Below are 18058 nucleotides of genomic sequence, written 5' to 3' on the forward strand. Positions count from 1 at the left end.
TGCCATTTTTGGATTGACTTATAAAGTCATTCCAAAGTTTAAGATGTGACGCTGAATATTTAAGTACTGAAAAAATAGAGTAACTGTTTACAGCTTTGAAAGTACTAATTTTTCTTTAAAAACGCATAATAAAAGTTAACACAAAATATTGCAGCATTAGCTATTATTATAGGTAAACCAACTCTAACAGTAGGTAACATAAAACCATAAATTATAAATAATGTACAACCTATCATGTTTACAATTCTAAGTTTTACTACGTGTTTCATCGTAAAAGATAACAGGACAAAAAGTGAAGCTAAATAGCCAATATATTCTGTTAAAGTTATACCGAATAATTCCATTTATTTTTCTTTTAAAGTTTTTACATCTCCATTAAGATGCCAATCAAAATAGGTTAAAATAGCATTGCTTAAATAAAATACATATTTGATAACATTAGCTAAATTACCTTGAATAAAATTCTTTACTATTTGCGCAAAATTATAAAATGTCCAGACTAAAAAGGACTGTTTGTATTTAAATACAATACCAACGTTTCCTATAATAGAAATTCCAAAAATAATTGCAATTGTATGTTTAAAAATTGGATTGGTAATTGTTGTTCCAAACCAATAAAACCCTAAATATACTAGACTATACGAAATTATAAATGCAACAATAAATAATATCCAATACCTAAAATCTGCATTTTTAATACGTTCGCCTTCATACCATTTTTTTGTAGACAATAACGCTAATCCAAAGGTTAATGGATAAGTTATTATAGCCGAGTGATTGCCAAATAAATAATCTATAACTCCAGAATTTATAGTCGTAAAAATCCAAATTACGTTACCTACATTACTTTGTCTAACTAAAAAACGTGTAGCTAATAAAGAAAAAACAGCTCCTAAAATAGATAAAATACCTATTGGGAAAGCGCCTTTTTCTATATAGCTCCACAAACTAGAAAAAGGTATCCCAAAACGGATACCTCCTTCATAATATATAGTTTCATGAAAGTTTCTGTAAAGTGTAATTCCAACTACCAAAACTACTCCAAGTACATCTATATATTTAGAGTGTACAATGCGCCTAAGCAAAGGATTTGATATGGTAGTATCGGTCACTTTTTACAAAGCTTTATTACGTTTACGCTCTACTTCTTTTAATAAAATTTTACGTAATCGTAAGTGGTTTGGTGTTACCTCTACATACTCATCTTTTTGTATGTATTCTAAAGCTTCTTCTAAAGAAAACTTAATTGCAGGTACAATTTTAGCTTTATCGTCTGCTCCTGCACTACGTACGTTACTTAACTTTTTAGTTTTTGTAACGTTTACAGTCATATCATCTTGACGAGAGTTTTCTCCAATTACTTGACCTTCGTAAATATCTTCTCCTGGATCTATAAAAAACTTTCCTCTTTCTTGTAATTTATCAATAGAATAAGGAATAGCTTGACCGTTTTCCATAGATACTAAAGATCCGTTTTGTCTTTCTGGAATACCACCTTTTACTGGTTGATATTCTTTAAAACGGTGCGCCATAATAGCTTCACCTGCAGTCGCAGTTAATAATTGGTTACGTAAACCGATGATACCTCTTGACGGAATGATAAACTCACAAACCATACGGTCTCCTTTAGCTTCCATACTCATCATTTCACCTTTACGCATTGTTACAAGCTCTACTGCTTTACCAGATACTGTTTCTGGTAAATCGATAGTCATTTCTTCTACTGGCTCACATTTTACACCATCAATTTCTTTAATGATTACTTGTGGCTGACCAATTTGTAACTCATAACCTTCACGACGCATCGTTTCAATTAAAACCGATAAGTGTAATACACCACGACCAAATACCATAAATTTATCGGCACTATCAGTCTCTTGTACACGTAAGGCTAAGTTTTTTTCTAACTCTTTTGTTAAACGATCTTTAATATGTCTTGACGTTACAAACTTTCCGTCTTTTCCAAAGAAAGGCGAATCGTTAATGGTAAATAACATACTCATTGTTGGCTCGTCAATTGCGATAGTTTTTAATCCTTCAGGATTTTCAAAATCGGCAACAGTATCACCAATTTCAAAACCATCAAGACCAACAATAGCACAAATATCTCCAGTTTGTACTTGATCTACTTTTATACGACCTAAACCTTCAAAGACATGTAATTCTTTAATTCTATTTTTTACCATAGAACCATCACGCTTTACTAACGTAATTTGTTGGTTAACTTTTAAGTCGCCACGTGTTAAACGTCCAATAGCGATACGACCAGTAAAGCTAGAGTAGTCTAAAGACGTGATTAACATTTGTGTTGTTCCTTCTTCAATTTTTGGTTCAGGAATATGCTCGATAACCATATCTAATAATGGTTCGATGTTTTCTGTTTGTTGCTTCCAATCTTCACTCATCCAGTTGTTCTTTGCAGAACCATAAACTGTTGGAAAGTCTAATTGCCACTCTTCTGCACCAAGTTCAAACATTAAGTCAAATACTTTTTCGTGTACCTCATCTGGCGTACAGTTTTCTTTGTCTACTTTGTTTACAACTACGCAAGGTTTTAACCCTAAATCAATAGCTTTTTGAAGTACAAAACGCGTTTGAGGCATTGGTCCTTCAAAAGCATCAACTAATAAAAGTACACCATCTGCCATGTTTAAAACACGCTCTACTTCTCCACCAAAATCGGCGTGACCTGGTGTATCAATAATATTAATTTTAGTGTCTTTATAAGTAACCGATACGTTTTTAGAAGTAATCGTAATTCCACGTTCACGCTCTAAATCGTTATTATCCAAAATTAAATCACCAGTATTTTCGTTTTCTCTAAATAACTGACAGTGATACATAATTTTATCAACCAGCGTTGTTTTACCGTGGTCTACGTGCGCAATAATTGCAATGTTTTTAATCTTAGCCATAAATAGTGCCTTATTTTAAGCGTGCAAAGGTAGGTATAAATTATATATATTCAACACTTTATTTTTTAATTGGGCATTACCCTTTGTAACTTCGCCTATTTTTTGACTAAAACAAAGATTATTAACAAGTTACAAAGTGTCGCGCTTTCAGAAGTCGCAATCAAAGATGTGCTCCAACAATTCTTCAATCGCTAACGCATGTGTTTGCCAAGATTATTTATTTCAACTAAAAATAAAAGCCTATTTATTTCGGTCATTAATAGTATCTTTGTGACATCTAAAACTATAATAATGACACTTCAAGATATACCTAAAATCAAACATACAGATAGTAATAACTTCTTTTTACTTTGTGGTCCATGCGCTATTGAAGGCGAAGACATGGCTTACCGTATTGCCGAAAAAGTAGTTAGCATTACCGATAAGCTAAATATACCTTACGTATTTAAAGGAAGTTTTAAAAAAGCAAATCGTAGTAGAATAGATAGTTTTACAGGTATAGGCGATGATAATGCATTAGAGATTCTTGCTAAAGTGTCTGAAAAATTTGATGTACCAACCATTACAGATATACATGAAGTTAGCGATGCTGCAAAAGCAGCACAATACGTAGATGTATTACAAATTCCAGCGTTTTTAGTACGTCAAACCGATTTGGTTGTTGCTGCTGCCAAAACTGGTAAAGTAGTCAACCTTAAAAAAGGACAATTTATGAGTCCTGAAGCGATGAAACACGCTGTACAAAAAGTAAAAGATGCAGGTAGTGACAAAGCTTGGATTACCGATCGTGGTACTATGTTTGGTTACCAAGATATGATTGTAGATTTTAGAGGTATCCCTACAATGAAACAATATGCACCAGTAGTTTTAGATGTCACTCATTCTTTACAACAACCTAACCAAAGTGCTGGTGTTACTGGCGGACGACCAGATATGATCGAAACTATTGCGCGTGCTGGCGTTGTAAATAATGTAGATGGTTTATTTATAGAAACACATTTTGATCCAGCTAACGCAAAAAGCGATGGTGCAAACATGTTACACTTAGATAATTTAGAAGGTTTACTAACTAATTTAGTTGCGATTAGAAAATTGGTGCAGAGTTTTTAGGTTTTAATGGGAGAGTTATTTTACCCTATATTTGGATATATAATCCTCTTTATACGTTACCCTAAAAAAGAGAAAAGGCGTCAGGTTTTAAAAGACTTTTTTGATGATTCTTATTCTGTAGCTGGCGTACAAATAGTATTATCTACTTTTGGTATCATATTGTTAGTTTTTCTACTTGTATCTTTGGCTGCTGTAATTTATTCAATATTTGTACATGATGCTTCAGTGTTGTAAAAAATCATCAATACAACTCACTAGCTGCTTTCAACACATCTATAAAAATATTATCATTTATAGCATCTAAAGACGTGTATCTAAGTGACATCATTTTTTTACGATTTTCGGTAATTTGATGTTCTTGGTGTATTTTAATTTGTGGACCTTTTACAAAACCAACATCTACAAATTGCTTTTTATGACTTGCATTGAAGTAGCAAAAAGGTTTTCCTTTTAAATAGTAAAATGGGATTTTATATTTGTATTTTAATTCTATTTCAGGTAAAGTTTGTTCTACTAAAATTTGTAAATGCAATAAAATAGCCCGAAAAGGTTCGGGCTGATTTAATATATATTGTTCGGCAGGATTCATTTTAGAATATGGCTAAAATACCAATCACTAATAAAACAATTCCGATAATCGCTTTAAAAGGCATTAACTTGTCAGATAATTTTCTTAATGAATTTTCAAATGCTGGCGCTTTGCCAAATACGTGCGTAAGTAGTAAAATACCTCCAAGAATACTTATAATTCCATACAGACTAAAATGACCTCCAAAAAGTCTTAACAACGGTATTACAACTAATGCGCCACCAATTATGGTTTGAAAAGGCGCTAAAACACCTGCTATTTTGTTAAAAAAGTTACTTTCTCCATCCCATTTATCCAATGTTGACAGACCAAGCAAAATTCCTCCAGTAATATTTGCTATAATTAATAATAACCCAAGCATAATTTTTTGATTTTTAGTTAGAATTAAATTTAATAAAAAAATTGAAATGCTTGCTATATTTCAATTTTTAAAATTTTAGCAATCTTTTAACTTGTTATATTCAAAATAAAAACTTTACTTTGTTTTTCAAAGTACTTTAAAATATGAGTAATAAAGATTATTTAAAAGACATTAGCGAGATAAAACACTTAATGAATAAGTCGTCTCGTTTTATTTCATTAAGCGGTTTATCTGGTATTTTAGCTGGTGTATATGCGCTTATTGGTGCTGCAATAGCTTATTATATAGTAGCAAATTCGGTTAGAGGTTATTTAATTTTAGATGGAAATGTCTTTAAAATTTGTGCAGCTATTTTAATTATGGTTGCTGTTTTAAGCATAGGAACTGGCATTTTTCTAACTACTAAAAAAGCAAAGAAAAACGGCGAGAAAATTTGGGATAATTCCTCTAAGCGATTAGTCATAAATTTTTTAATTCCATTAATTGTTGGCGGACTTTATATTTTAATCATTTTAAATCAGGAACGCTATGGGCATACTGCTGCTCTAATGCTTATTTTTTATGGATTGGCTTTAATAAACGCATCAAAATATAGCATTGGCGATATTAGATATTTAGGGTTTACCCAAATTATTTTAGGCTTAATTTGTGCTTTAATGCCTAGCTACGGATTCTGGTTTTGGGTGATTGGTTTTGGATTTATGCATATTATTTATGGTTCGATGATGCACTTTAAATATGATCGCTAAAATGAAAGCTTTAAAAAAGAAATATATAATCGTTGCTATTATAGTATTTTTGTTGTTTTTAATTTGGGCAGAATTAGCTGTAGGCATTTTTAATTCGCCTTTTGCAGGAAGTTAAATGAGTATAATTAATAACATAAATAAACTATTTGATCACCGTATTAGACTTGGCATTATGTCTGTATTAATGGTTAACGAGTATGCCGATTTTAATACGCTAAAAGAACTTTTAGGCGCTACAGATGGTAATCTTGCTAGTCACACCAAAGCATTAGAAAAAGCAGAGTATATTAAAATTGAAAAACAATTTATAAACCGAAAACCTAACACGCGTTATAGCGCTACAAAATTGGGACAAGCTGAGTTTAAAAAACACATTGAAGCTTTAGAAAAATTAATTAAAAACACATAAATCAAAAATTTTTATGAATTTACTTTGAAATTCAAAGTACTTTAATATATAACATATGAGAAGATATCGGAAAAATCTAGTCGCCTTTCTTTTTGAAATCACACAAGGGATATACACCAAGTATTTCAAGAAAAATACACCTTGGAACTTAACAAAAGTAGATCTTTTAAAATACACTAAGACAAGTTTTGGTTACAAGCTTGGCGTGTTTTTAGACCAAAATGGTTTTGATTTAATACCTAAAGCAGAAAGGCATGACGCATACCATGTAATTACAGGCTACACAAGTAAAGAAGAAGATGAAATTGCTTTGCAATATCTATGTTTTGGTAATGGTAAAAGAAGCTTATACCTGTTTGGAGTTGTGTGTTTAGGCACAATAATCTTACCAGAATATTACCGTTATTATTTAAAATCTTATCACTTAGGAAAAAACTTAAACAGGTTTTATGATTTAGATTTTAAAGGCTTACTAAAAACAGATTTTCAAAATTTAAAAACATCAATTTTCAACAAAAATCAACTAAAAAATGAAACGCTTAAAACAACTATTTAAACTTGGATGTATTTTATTATTAGCGGTTATACTTTGTAATTTTCTAATAAGTTATAAAGCAAAAAACAAAACCTTTGATAACATTGAAAATTTACCAACAAACAAGGTTGGACTAGTTTTAGGTGCTGGAAAAATAACATCTAATGGTTATGTGAATTTATATTATAAATACAGATTAGAAGCCGCCTATTTACTATGGAAAAACAATAAGATTGATAAAATTTTAATTAGCGGTGACAATAGCAGAAAGGATTACGACGAACCTTCTTCTTTTAAGTCGGACTTAATGCAACTTGGCATACCAGAAACCGATATCTATTTGGATTATGCAGGATTTAGAACTTTAGATTCTGTTGTTCGAGCAAAGAAAATTTTTGGGTTAGAAAACGTGACTATTATTTCTCAAAAATTTCATAATGAACGCGCTATTTATTTAGCTGAAAATTTTAACCTTAATGCAACTGCATTTAACGCAAAAGACGTGTCTAATCGTTACGGTTTTAAAACCAAAATAAGAGAATATTTTGCCAGAACTAAAGCGGTAATAGATGTTATAATAAATAAACAACCAAAATATCTAGGTCCAAAAGTTGAAATCTCATGAAAATAAACAAAACCTACCTCATCATTTTTATCTGTATTCTAATAACTGAAATTAGTATCGCTCTATTCTTAAAAAGCGGTTTTATCAGACACACTTTTGGTGATTTTTTGGCGACTATTTTGGTGTTTTCATTTTTTAAAACATTCAGTAGAATGTCTTCTTTAAAAATTGCAATTATTACTCTAATAATTGCATTTTGTATTGAATTTGCGCAATATTTTCAGCTTCTAAATAATTTAAATCTCAATCAATTTAAACTTTTAAGAGTTGTATTTGGAACCAACTTTAGCATACAGGATTTAGTGGCTTACATTTTAGGCGTTATTACCATTTATTTTATCGACTTAAAACTTTTACACAATGAATAACATAAAACAACTACTTATTGACCAAAGCAAAATCTTTTCAACGTTTATAGGCTTATCTGTTTTTAGCCTATTTATATTAATGATAAGAATGAAGTTGACTGGTACTTATTACTATTTGTTCTTAGTATGGAATTTATTTTTAGCCTTTATCCCTTTTGCCATAAGTACTTATTTATCATTTCAACAAAAACTAAATACTATTGCCTTTAGTGTAATTAGCATAGTTTGGTTATTGTTTTTACCTAATGCGCCGTATATAATTACCGATCTGTTTCATTTACAATACAGTCATCCAAACCGTATTTGGTTAGATGTATTAACTATAAGTGCTTTTGCTGTTACAGGCATGTATTTTTTCTATCAATCGATGTTGACTATGGAAACGGTTTTTAAAAAGAAATTTGGCAAAACAACCTCAACCTACATCACACCTTTACTTATAGTTTTAGTTGCTTTTGGTGTGTATTTAGGAAGATATTTAAGATTTAATTCTTGGGAAATTTTAAGTCAACCTATATCTATTTTTGAAAGTTGTTTTGAAATAATTCTCAAACCTAAAGCGCATTACAATGCGTGGTTATTCACAAGTCTTTTTGCATTATTTTTAGGCGTATTTTATTATGCATTTAAAAATAACAGCAATAAAAAAGCTTCCTAATTAGGAAGCTTTTTTATTAGTTTTAAAAATCTGTAGCATCGTTTGGATCGGTTCCATTTATAGCTTCATCGCCATCATTAACACCATCTCCATCGGTATCTGGATTATCCGGATCTGTAATGTTTCCGTTTGGATTAGCTATAGATTGACCATTATCTATTCCGGTTAGTTCTTCACAATCAAATAAACCATCATTGTCAGAATCTATATATGTTGGCGGACCTAATAAATAAAAAACACCATTAGTAGAAACTTGACCTGTAATAGTATTTTCAACTCTTACAATCAACATATCTAAATTATTTACATTATCATAAGGAGTTACTAAGGGATTTACAGCTGAATCTGCATCTGCTTGAGTTTCATGAAACGTTATTACAGAGTTTATGTAATTATCGTTAAACTGTTCTAAGTCGTAAGTTAATCCATCGCAATCTTCAGAAAACCATTCAGCACCATAAACAGCAACATCTTGCGGATCTAAATAATCAGGTATGTTATCGCCATCGCTATCTTGATCCATAGGATTAGTATTTGTTCCATATACTTCATCTACAGTATTTATACCATCGTCGTCGTCATCTTCATCTTGATAATTTGGTATGCCATCTAAATCTGTATCATCATCTAATAAATTTCCGTTTCCGTTAATATCTTCATCCAGATCATAAACACCATCATTATCAAAGTCGCCTAATGTTACACATGTTGAAGCTGTTCCTAAATCTGTTGTAGTAGTAAAATTTCCTGTAAACGTATCTGTTTCTTGACCTAAATTTACATCTACTACATTAATCGTATAAGCACTATTGGAAGCACAATAACTAATACTTTCGTTTACGGTTCCATCAGTAATAGGTATAATTTGCGCATTGTTACCATTAACTAATTGCATATAACCATTAGTAATTGGGTTACCATCACAATCATTAAACATTCCTGTTAGTGTTGTGATTTGTTCTGTTGAATTTGTTACTGTAACCGTAACTGTATCATCTGCAGAAAATGGTCCAATTGTAGTTGTAAACACATCACAACCATAATTAGGAACTGTTAAAGTCAACGCTTCATTAGCAGCAATTAAACCACAAACTTCTCCGTTACTATTGGTATATCCTGCTGAAGTTGAATTCCATGTAGTCGTTTGTAACGTCAATTGAGTATATAAACTTGGCAAAGGGTTTCCGTTATTATCTTGTAACGTAATGCATGCTTGAACAACTTCAAAAGGTGCATCACAATTCCAGAAACTAAAATGCGAAACATCTCCAACATATTCACTACCTATTAGTGTAGCTTCACCTTCTTCTATCCAATACCCATATTGCTCATCAAAATACCATAATGGTATTGTTGCTGGCGGATTTGTTGCATTGGTTGGAACAGGAATAGTTATAGTTGCTGTTGTACCAGAAGCGATGTTTAAATCTTCTCCGTTAGCTCCAATTAATTCTACAGCAATCATACCGTAAGTTTCTAACACTTGTAATTGATCATTTAAATCTTGTGCTATTAACATACCTGGCATTTGTAGGTTCATATCGTCTTCATCAGGATTTAAATGCTTTAAAACAACATCTACATTTCCTTGGTAAGGAACTCCTAAATTTGTCTCGAAACTACCTTCAAAATCTACTTTTGTACCATTTGGTAAATCTATAGTTATGGCTTGACCAGAAACTATAGTTGCAATTGGTGTTGCATCTAATAGCATAATTTTTACTTGGTTTATACCATTGGTTGGCACTAAAGATCTTGATCCTGTAATGTAGCCTTGCTTAGATGCTTTGATATAGGCTAGCTTTTCAAAAACAGTTGCTTCATTAACAGTAAAAACACCATTAACATCTGTAGTTGCAAATCCGCTTCCTAAAGTGATGTTTACACCAACAATTGGTTGGTTGTTTTCATCTACAACTTGACCAATAAAACTAGCAGAAATAGAATTTCCAAAATTTGCTAAAAAAGGATTATCTGTTAAACCATCTTCCTGTTCTTGGTTAATAGGAATATTGTTATCCTTCTCACAAGAAAAAACTATTAGAAGGAATGCAAAAGCATATAGTAGTTTTGAAAATTTCATATTCTTTAATTATTGATTACATTTAATAGATGACTAAACATCTAAATAGTTGCGTGTTACTATAAATTTAAAACAATTTAGTTAAAAAAAACTACCTTAACCTTATTCTTTTCCATCTACGTAATCTTGTAGATAGGCATATCTTTTGGTTAATTTTCCGTTTTCTGTCATTTTTGCACGTTTTAAAACACCGTTTTTATCACCATTAAAAAATGCTGGTATCACCGATTTTAAAAACATCTCTCCAAAACCTTCACTTGCGTCTTTTGGTAATTCACATGGTAAATTATCTACAGCCATAACGGTAATTGCTCCTTTTGCATTGTATGGCACTTCTTGTTCTGTTATTGGATCGTAACCATAAAATGGATCTGCAATAGTAGATGGTCTTATTGTACTAGCAACTGGTCCATCAATATCACAAGACACATCTGCTACCAAATTGATTTTAAAATCTGGATGTTTTGCATCTTCTCTTGTAAATAAATAAGGTGCGCCATCACCATAAAAATGACCTGCGATAAAAAAATCGGTTACCTTAGCATAAGGCATAAAATTACTTTCGTAACCGCTTGGATCTTTATAAAATTCTGGTCTACTTCCTACTTTACCATCTTTACGTTTGTTGTATTCCATAACATCAATCATGCAATAAACTGGCTCTGTAAAATCTGTAGTTAAGTATAACGCATCACTTACTTCTTTAATTTTTAAATGGTCTAAAATTTCTTTAGCGCCTTTTGCGACTTTACCTGTTCCAGAAAGCACAATCTTTATGTTAGGTAATTTTATTTTATCAAGCTCTGCTTTTACCTCATCTAAATCTTTTAAGTGTTCTACCTTTGGAAGTTCAAACAAACCGTCACGTAATCCTAAAGCTCTAAATCCATTATAAGCACCAACTAATCCTGCGTAGCGACCAAAACCTATTAGTCTTGCACCGCTTTCTTTAACGATGGTTTCGTGATCGTATAACTCGATATTTTTTTCTAAAATGGCTTTTAACAACTTACGGTTGTAAGGCTGCTTTTTTATAGTATGACTGAAGAAAAAATATTTTTTATTAGGAATTAATGCCTCTAAAGGCACTTCTTTTACACCTAACATAACGTCTGCTTCTGAGACATCTTGAGTTACTGTAAATCCTAAATCTGAATAGTCTTTATCTGGAAAAACCCTAATATCTGAAGCTTCTACTACTACGTTTGCTTCTGGAAAATTATCTTTTAGTGTTTTTAAATCTTTTGGTGAGAATACAACGCGTCTATCTGGTGGATTTTTACGTTCTTTTATTATTGCGAATTTCATGTAATACATTTTAATCCTGCTAAAATACCTTTATTATTAAGCTTTAGCAAATGAAATTTTTATACTAATAATGTCATTTTTTCTTAAGTTTTTTATAAATGTGTGTTGGTATATTTTTTGATACATTATTTTTAGTAAATTCGCAGTCCTTTACTTTAAAAGGTATTTAAAACTAACTTTGGGTTTAGGACCGCGTTAAGGATTGAGGTATTGTTGGAGCACATCTATGATTGCGACTACCGAAAGCCTGACGCACTTTTGCCATTAAAAGCAAAAGTGGGTAACGCCATAACAATTTTGGGGTCGACTGGTTTTGACAGCGAGATTAATTAGATGGTAAGCACGTCGTGTAACGACTATGAGACACGTTAAACGCTAGGTCAACTTTTAAACGGCGAGAATAACTACGCTTTAGCTGCCTAATCTGAATTATAGTAAGATTACGCCTAGGCTTACAAGGTAAGCAAGCTAAATGTCTATGGAAAGCCTTGATTGGCGGCGTTCCTTTTTGAGGCATCGTAAATGTCAATATAGATTTGGTAGCGCTTTGATGCCAATTCGAAACTTTAAGAAGATAGGCAGTAACTAGGTTGTCTTTAACCAGGTTGCTGATGAAAACACAAGAAAAGACTAAACGTGTAGAAAGCTATTTGGTTACTTGTTTGGACGAGAGTTCGATTCTCTCCGACTCCACAGAAAACCCTGTAAAGCATTGATTTTACAGGGTTTTATTTTTATAGGTGACAAAATAGGTGACAAAAAATATTTTTACATATTTAAAATTAACGGAATTGTAGTTCGCACTCCAATAGTTGCTCTTTTATAAAATTCATCTCCTGAATCTTCAAACTTATCCTCTAAATCTTTAAAATAAGTAAATATTTCAAAATTAATAATGGTCTTGTCTTTTGGTTTGTCTTTTTTATTTAAGCCAAAAATTAACCCTAAACCTAAATTCTTATAGTTTCCATTATAATTATCAGAATCTTTTATTTCGTTATAATCACCATAAACATGAAAATAGAAATTTTCTAATATTTTCTTATTAAAATCAAAAGCTATTTGATGTCTTTTAAATGTATCATAAGTTGAAAATAAATAAGCATTTGTTGTTTCTTCTATAAACCTGTTTGAATTAGCTTGATTACCAATTGTATTTTCTGTCACAATTTTATCCGTGGTTAAAGCGTTTGAATTATTAGTATCTGCATAAGAGTACTTTAAAGCATACTGACCATTTAATAAATACACCCAAGAATTTTTATAAGATGAATCCAAATCTCTATCTTGATCATAAAACAAATTCAAACTTAATCCAAACTCATGATTTTCTGGTGTTAGCTTAGTTAACTGGTCAGACATTTGTAATGTAGGGTTATAAGTATACAATTTTTGAGTGCCGTATTTTGCATACATATTTAACCAAACTAGTCTAACTGATGACCATTCTGCTTCTAATTCTTTTTCTTTTTTTAAAGTTTCATAATCTTTTTTTTCTAACTCTTTAACTTTTGCTTTTATTTCATGATATTCTATTGTATTCGTTTTTTTAGATTTTTCTAAACTGTCTAATTCGTTATTTAATAATTTCAAATATTCTGAATTATCAGTTTTATCCTTATCTATCTTTAATATACTCTCGTCTAATAGTTTTTTGTTTTCTATGCTATATTTAAATCTTGATAAACCCCAAAAATTAAACACGAAGCTTTGATCCAATCTTAGGTTGATGTTTGTATTATATTGCTCATCACTAAATACAGTTGCAACACCTTCATTAATACCTCCATCAAACTTTAATGTGGTTGCTCCAACTAAATAATCATTTTTACTAAACCAGTTTTTTGTAATAGCTAATGATAATTTGGGTTTAACTACATCTATACTAACATAAGATCCTAGACTACTTAAATCTGAATCACCTACAATAGCTTGAGACATATGAGAATTAAAAATTGTTTTGAAGTTTGCATCTGATATATAATTTGATACTTGTTCTTTTTTTGTAGTAGATTCTCCGTCTTGAGCAATACTAAAAATAGGTAGTAATAAGAATAAGATTAATTTTTTCATTTTGGTTGGTTTTAAATTATTATTGATTTTATTATTTCCATAGTGGTTCATCTTGCCAATTTGGTTTCATACCTAGTGCATTAGGATCTACATTAGGATATTTTAAAAGTAAACTATTTAATTTATTTCCAAACTCATTTTTAGGTAAAATGGCATTAAGCATATACCTCATTAAACACATATGTATATAAAGTTTAGAAAACTCGTGTTGTTTTGGCACATTGTGACTATCTGTTATCCAAGGGTTTGGTGGGTTTGGTAATATTTTTACTGTACTAGGTAAATTACGATTCCATAACCTAGAGTGATGCGCACAAAAATTACGTATCTGAGCTATTGACTGCAACCAGCTTGGTAAATAGGTATGGTTTACTGCACCAAAATCCTTTGCTATTTCATCTTTAGAATTTATTCTATGATGTAAATTACCATATAACTTTGATAAATTACCAAAACTTACTTGTTCTAAAGTTTTCCATGATGGAGGAAATCTTAAATCATCTTTATGCTTTTTAAAATGATGTTTTATTGTGACATCTTTACTTCTTGACCTAGTTACTTCCTCTTCTATTTTAGCTAATGTTCTGGAAAATTTCAATCTATCTATAAAAATCTCTGAATTACAAAACCACCAAGGATCTATTTCATGAGATAAGTAATAGATTAATTTAGTACGCAAACTAATTTCTATCTTTTCTATAACATCAAAAAGTAACAATCTTAACTCTGCATCGAAATTGTACAAAGCTATAACATCTTCGAATTTACTATTGGGTTTGAAAATATGATTTTCTTTATCAGACTGCATTACATACCAGTACTCTCCTAACCTATAATAACTAATATTTATAAGATATTTCTCAGCAATACGAGGATGTTTGATTTTTAAACCACGATCTTGTAGTTGCTTGACTTGTTGAGTAAGTGTGAATGGATTTTTGTCGAACATTTATATAGGTTGAGTTTTAAATTTTAATAAAAAGAAACCTATAAAAAGCAAAAGACACACCCTGGGACGCTGTGCTTATGGGTAGCGTGGTGTGTACTGTTAATGCAAATGTACAACTTTTTACCACACAATTACTAGGATTTACTATATTATCTTTAATTAATCTCATCTTTATAAGTTTCAAGAAACCATTCTAATGATTTACCGTGCTTTCCAAGTTCCCTTGTTAAATAATTCACGTGCCCTTTTATAGCTATTTTCTTCGCGTTTAGCATTTTCGAAATCGTATCCCATTCTTTTTGCTTCCAATATATTTCTAATTCCTTCGGGAAATTTTCTGGTATTTGATCTAATTCCTCTGTAAAATTCTTCTGTAACTGAACTAACAAGCTCTCTTTCTTCATTTTCAAGTTCTCTTCTATCTGTGTCAAACTTTCTTTTTGATTCAATTTCAAGTTTTTTAAACGTCTTTGGTAAATCTTTAATTTTTCTTCTAACTCGATCGATAGAATTTCTAATTGATTTTGATTTTTCTTCAATGTCTGAGCTTTCTCTAATACATCTTGATAGCTCTTCTTCCTCTCGTTCAATCTCTCTTCTTTTGTTAAGATATCTTGTTTCCAAGTTTCTACTTTTCCGTTCAAAGTTTGATCTTTCAGTACTAACAATTTCTCGTCTTTCTTTAATCTCATCGAACTTGCCTCTAAATTCTGCATATATTTCTCGTTCAAATCTTTCTTCCATTTGTTCCAGTCCCTCTCTCTCTGCTTTTGTAGCGCTCTCAATTCTTGATAATTCAGATTCAAAGTCGTGTTCAGCTCTTCGGTAAGGTTCAGATTGAAGGCTTTTTTTAATAGTTCGTAGCGTGTTATTAAGTCTCGCTTTGCGGCAGGTGAGCGATTCTTCAAAAATTCTTCTTTGGTCTTCATCAAATTCCAGTATTCCTTCTGAAGTTCCAGAGGAAACTCGTATATATTTGGTGCTTGCTTCGATTCCATTATATTCCCATTTTACTCGTTTTGTTGTTTTAAAATTGTCTTCAATTTCTTGTGCGGAAGATTTAGGCACTATAATACTAACAGTATCAACACCTAATCGTCTTAACTTAATTTTCTTTTCTTCTTTTACTTTATGAGTGATTACTAATTCTATCAATAATATAGGCTTGTTATTAGCATCAAAAAAAGTAACATCGGGTCTAATTAATAAATACCTGTCTTCAACTTCTGGATTTTTACCATATTTTATAGCTCCCTTACAATCTTCATAAAAGGTTAATTGAGATTTGACCTTTTTTGCAGTTACAAATTTTGCTTTTTCTAACAGCATTGGTGCTCCATCTTCACCTCTTGGTGGATATTTGTAAACATTTGGTACTTTTATAGCTTTTACCCTTTGTAGAATATCTGTTGCTAAAGTTTCTCTATATTGACGATTACTAAAGGTGCAAGGTGTATCGTCTTTTTCAATGTCAACAGGAACGTGACGAAAATAAGATCTATGATTTGGGTTTTTCTTTCTTATAACAGCTTCCATTTGCTTATCGCAACCAATACAGAAATAACCTTTACGACCTCTTTGAGCATTATCTATAAACAAGTGCTCACCTTTTACATTTTTAGCCCAATCATTATTAGCTTCTACATCATATTTCTTTTCTTCTAATGACATAAAACGATAATTAGGTTCTATTACCTTTTGAAAGGTTATGAAAAGCGCACAATAACTCGCCGTTTTCTAATATTGTTTCACCTCCTTTAGAATGTGGTAAAACGTGATCTGCTTGATATTTAGACCAACTCACTTTTGCTTCTTTTTCGGGAACTCCCTCCCTTAAACATTGTTGACATAAACCTTTGCCCTGTCTATAAATTAATATTCTTTGTAATTCAGAAAAAGCTCTATTTGAATCCTTCTCTTTTAAACAAATATTGTTATCTAAAACATATTTGAAGAATATTTGACGCAAGATCATATCTCTTACTTCTAAATCAGTTTCTCCTTGTTGTCGTCTATTACTAAAAGTTAATAAATCTGTATCTGTGCCTTCGTCGTAAGTTTTCCACCTCTTATAAAAGTCATATACAAATTCTTTTATATTAACTTTCGTTTCTTCATCAATTACATAATACATTCTTAAATGACGAATTAGCATATAGATTGAAATAATAAAATACTCTGTAGAAAACTCTTTTATACCATTATTATCATCTAGCATAGCGTCATCTTTAAAGATGCTATAAAATATATTTAGATTAGTTTTCACATTAGAAGCTAATTTTTCATTTTCAAATGAATAATCTCCAATACCATTTTTAGTTTTATGTTCATTGATAAACTCAGTGATTTTTTTATCACTTAAATCTGTATAACCACCTTCTTTTTCAATTAATAAGAAACGTGCCATAAATTGAAGATGTTTCATTCTTCCATTATCTACATCCAATAAATTAAAAAAAGGTAATTTATCTTTATTAGAATCGATTGGAGTGTAAGCTTCGTAATCAAAAGTTAAGTCATCAGAATATTTAACAATAAAATTTCTACTTAAACTTGATAGTTGAGCGTGAGCTACTTCCATATAATTAAGGGATTCACCTTGTTGTAAACGCCAAAATATTTCAGTTGCTATAATTTGATGTTCTACATTGTTAGGCTCCTCTATGTTCTTAATTACATCTGCCTGGTATTTAAGAGATTTATCAATAAATTTTCTAATATCTGTGCCTAAATCTTTATAATATTTACCTGCTAAACCATCACCTAAATCGGATAATGTTTTTGGTAAAGGATACTTATTATCAAAAAAATCTTGGACAGTAGTAATACGTTGTTGACCATCTACAATTTCACTAACTGTGCCTGTATCATCTTTTCTAACTTCTCTTATTACAAGTTTTGGAATGTAATAACGTCTAAATAGACTATCCATTAAAGCTTGTTTTTTCTTTTTATTCCATACAGCCTTTCTTTGATATGGTGGTCTTGTTACATAATCCTCTTTGTATTCAAAAAAATCTTTAATACTTATTTCTGTAGGAACTATAGTGTATTCTGTTTTAGGATTAAATGCCATATTTTTAAAGGTTTTACGAATTATTCAACTATATCAATTTCACATGTACAAATCTCTCCTGCTGGTAATGCAAATTGAACAGCTGTATTTGAATACTGTTCTTTCAATGCTTTAATACTTGCTTCTGTTGGTATTTTATTTGGCTCTAAATAGATAGTTGATTCTATTAAAGTTATTGATGGTTTAATTTCAACACCATCCAATACTGTAGATGCTGTTTTACATTTAATTACTAATCTTGCCATATTTT

At 30.9% G+C, this 18058-nt stretch carries 19 protein-coding genes and 1 other RNA gene; 8 read left to right on the forward strand and 12 right to left on the reverse strand.

Annotated elements, in window-relative coordinates; translation table 11 throughout:
• Positions 1-104: 104 nt before the first annotated feature.
• From IFB02_RS01550 to typA, 3 genes are read right to left on the reverse strand one after another with little or no spacing between them, the layout of a single operon-like run.
• A complete protein-coding gene (locus tag IFB02_RS01550) occupies positions 105-344 on the reverse strand; it encodes a uroporphyrinogen decarboxylase (protein WP_106688273.1) in 240 nt (79 codons plus the stop codon).
• On the reverse strand, positions 345-1112 hold the full coding sequence (locus IFB02_RS01555; RefSeq protein WP_106688272.1) for a nicotinamide mononucleotide transporter: 768 nt from the start codon (positions 1110-1112) through the stop codon (positions 345-347).
• 3 nt (positions 1113-1115) lie between these two features.
• Positions 1116-2915: a translational GTPase TypA gene (gene typA / locus IFB02_RS01560; RefSeq protein WP_106688271.1), complete on the reverse strand. Its 1800-nt coding sequence runs from the start codon at positions 2913-2915 to the stop codon at positions 1116-1118.
• 291 nt (positions 2916-3206) lie between these two features.
• On the opposite strand from typA, the gene kdsA reads away from it, so the two are divergent.
• On the forward strand, positions 3207-4025 hold the full coding sequence (kdsA, locus tag IFB02_RS01565) for a 3-deoxy-8-phosphooctulonate synthase (RefSeq protein ID WP_106688270.1): 819 nt from the start codon (positions 3207-3209) through the stop codon (positions 4023-4025).
• Positions 4026-4266: 241 nt separating this feature from the next.
• Here kdsA and IFB02_RS01570 read toward each other — a convergent pair whose 3' ends face one another.
• Entirely contained in the window at positions 4267-4614 is a 348-nt protein-coding gene (locus tag IFB02_RS01570) for a DUF1801 domain-containing protein (RefSeq protein ID WP_106688268.1), read from the reverse strand.
• A 1-nt stretch (position 4615) separates the two neighbouring features.
• Complete coding sequence (locus tag IFB02_RS01575; protein WP_106688267.1) at positions 4616-4975, reverse strand: hypothetical protein; 360 nt, start codon at positions 4973-4975, stop codon at positions 4616-4618.
• Positions 4976-5118: 143 nt separating this feature from the next.
• On the opposite strand from IFB02_RS01575, the gene IFB02_RS01580 reads away from it, so the two are divergent.
• The 6 genes from IFB02_RS01580 (at position 5119) to IFB02_RS01605 (ending at position 8319) form a co-directional block, all read left to right on the forward strand.
• On the forward strand, positions 5119-5724 hold the full coding sequence (locus IFB02_RS01580; RefSeq protein ID WP_106688266.1) for a hypothetical protein: 606 nt from the start codon (positions 5119-5121) through the stop codon (positions 5722-5724).
• 115 nt (positions 5725-5839) lie between these two features.
• On the forward strand, positions 5840-6133 hold the full coding sequence (locus IFB02_RS01585) for a winged helix-turn-helix domain-containing protein (protein WP_106688265.1): 294 nt from the start codon (positions 5840-5842) through the stop codon (positions 6131-6133).
• Between the two features lie 55 nt (positions 6134-6188).
• Entirely contained in the window at positions 6189-6689 is a 501-nt protein-coding gene (locus IFB02_RS01590) for a hypothetical protein (protein ID WP_106688264.1), read from the forward strand.
• Entirely contained in the window at positions 6664-7293 is a 630-nt protein-coding gene (locus IFB02_RS01595) for a SanA/YdcF family protein (RefSeq protein ID WP_106688263.1), read from the forward strand. The genes IFB02_RS01590 and IFB02_RS01595 overlap by 26 nt, the downstream gene beginning before the upstream one ends.
• Positions 7290-7661, forward strand: a complete 372-nt coding sequence (locus IFB02_RS01600; RefSeq protein WP_106688262.1) for a ribosomal maturation YjgA family protein — start codon at positions 7290-7292, stop codon at positions 7659-7661. The genes IFB02_RS01595 and IFB02_RS01600 overlap by 4 nt, the downstream gene beginning before the upstream one ends.
• Positions 7654-8319 carry a DUF1361 domain-containing protein gene (locus tag IFB02_RS01605; protein ID WP_106688261.1) on the forward strand — a complete coding sequence of 222 codons (666 nt, stop codon included), beginning with the start codon at positions 7654-7656 and terminating at the stop codon, positions 8317-8319. Before IFB02_RS01600 ends, IFB02_RS01605 begins: the two co-directional genes overlap by 8 nt.
• 22 nt (positions 8320-8341) lie before the next feature.
• On the opposite strand, the gene IFB02_RS01610 is transcribed toward IFB02_RS01605, so the two are convergent.
• Together IFB02_RS01610 and IFB02_RS01615 are read right to left on the reverse strand one after the other, a co-directional pair.
• Positions 8342-10402: a hypothetical protein gene (locus tag IFB02_RS01610; RefSeq protein WP_106688260.1), complete on the reverse strand. Its 2061-nt coding sequence runs from the start codon at positions 10400-10402 to the stop codon at positions 8342-8344.
• Positions 10403-10504: 102 nt separating this feature from the next.
• Complete coding sequence (locus IFB02_RS01615; protein ID WP_106688259.1) at positions 10505-11710, reverse strand: NAD(P)-dependent oxidoreductase; 1206 nt, start codon at positions 11708-11710, stop codon at positions 10505-10507.
• 299 nt (positions 11711-12009) lie between these two features.
• On the opposite strand from IFB02_RS01615, the gene ssrA reads away from it, so the two are divergent.
• Positions 12010-12406: a transfer-messenger RNA gene (gene ssrA, locus IFB02_RS01620) on the forward strand.
• A gap of 72 nt (positions 12407-12478) precedes the next feature.
• Here the strand turns inward: ssrA and IFB02_RS01625 are convergent.
• The 5 genes from IFB02_RS01625 to IFB02_RS01645 form a co-directional block, all read right to left on the reverse strand.
• The gene (locus tag IFB02_RS01625; protein ID WP_191072950.1) at positions 12479-13783 is read right to left on the reverse strand and encodes a hypothetical protein; all 1305 of its coding nucleotides are present in this window, start codon (positions 13781-13783) and stop codon (positions 12479-12481) included.
• A 31-nt stretch (positions 13784-13814) separates the two neighbouring features.
• Entirely contained in the window at positions 13815-14732 is a 918-nt protein-coding gene (locus IFB02_RS01630; RefSeq protein ID WP_191072951.1) for an Abi family protein, read from the reverse strand.
• 201 nt (positions 14733-14933) lie between these two features.
• The gene (locus tag IFB02_RS01635; RefSeq protein ID WP_191072952.1) at positions 14934-16403 is read right to left on the reverse strand and encodes a hypothetical protein; all 1470 of its coding nucleotides are present in this window, start codon (positions 16401-16403) and stop codon (positions 14934-14936) included.
• 10 nt (positions 16404-16413) lie between these two features.
• Positions 16414-17808 carry a GmrSD restriction endonuclease domain-containing protein gene (locus IFB02_RS01640; RefSeq protein WP_191072953.1) on the reverse strand — a complete coding sequence of 465 codons (1395 nt, stop codon included), beginning with the start codon at positions 17806-17808 and terminating at the stop codon, positions 16414-16416.
• 20 nt (positions 17809-17828) lie between these two features.
• Positions 17829-18053, reverse strand: a complete 225-nt coding sequence (locus IFB02_RS01645) for a hypothetical protein (protein ID WP_191072954.1) — start codon at positions 18051-18053, stop codon at positions 17829-17831.
• Positions 18054-18058 lie beyond the last annotated feature (5 nt).

Source organism: Mesoflavibacter profundi (assembly GCF_014764305.1).
Lineage (GTDB): Bacteria > Bacteroidota > Bacteroidia > Flavobacteriales > Flavobacteriaceae > Mesoflavibacter > Mesoflavibacter profundi.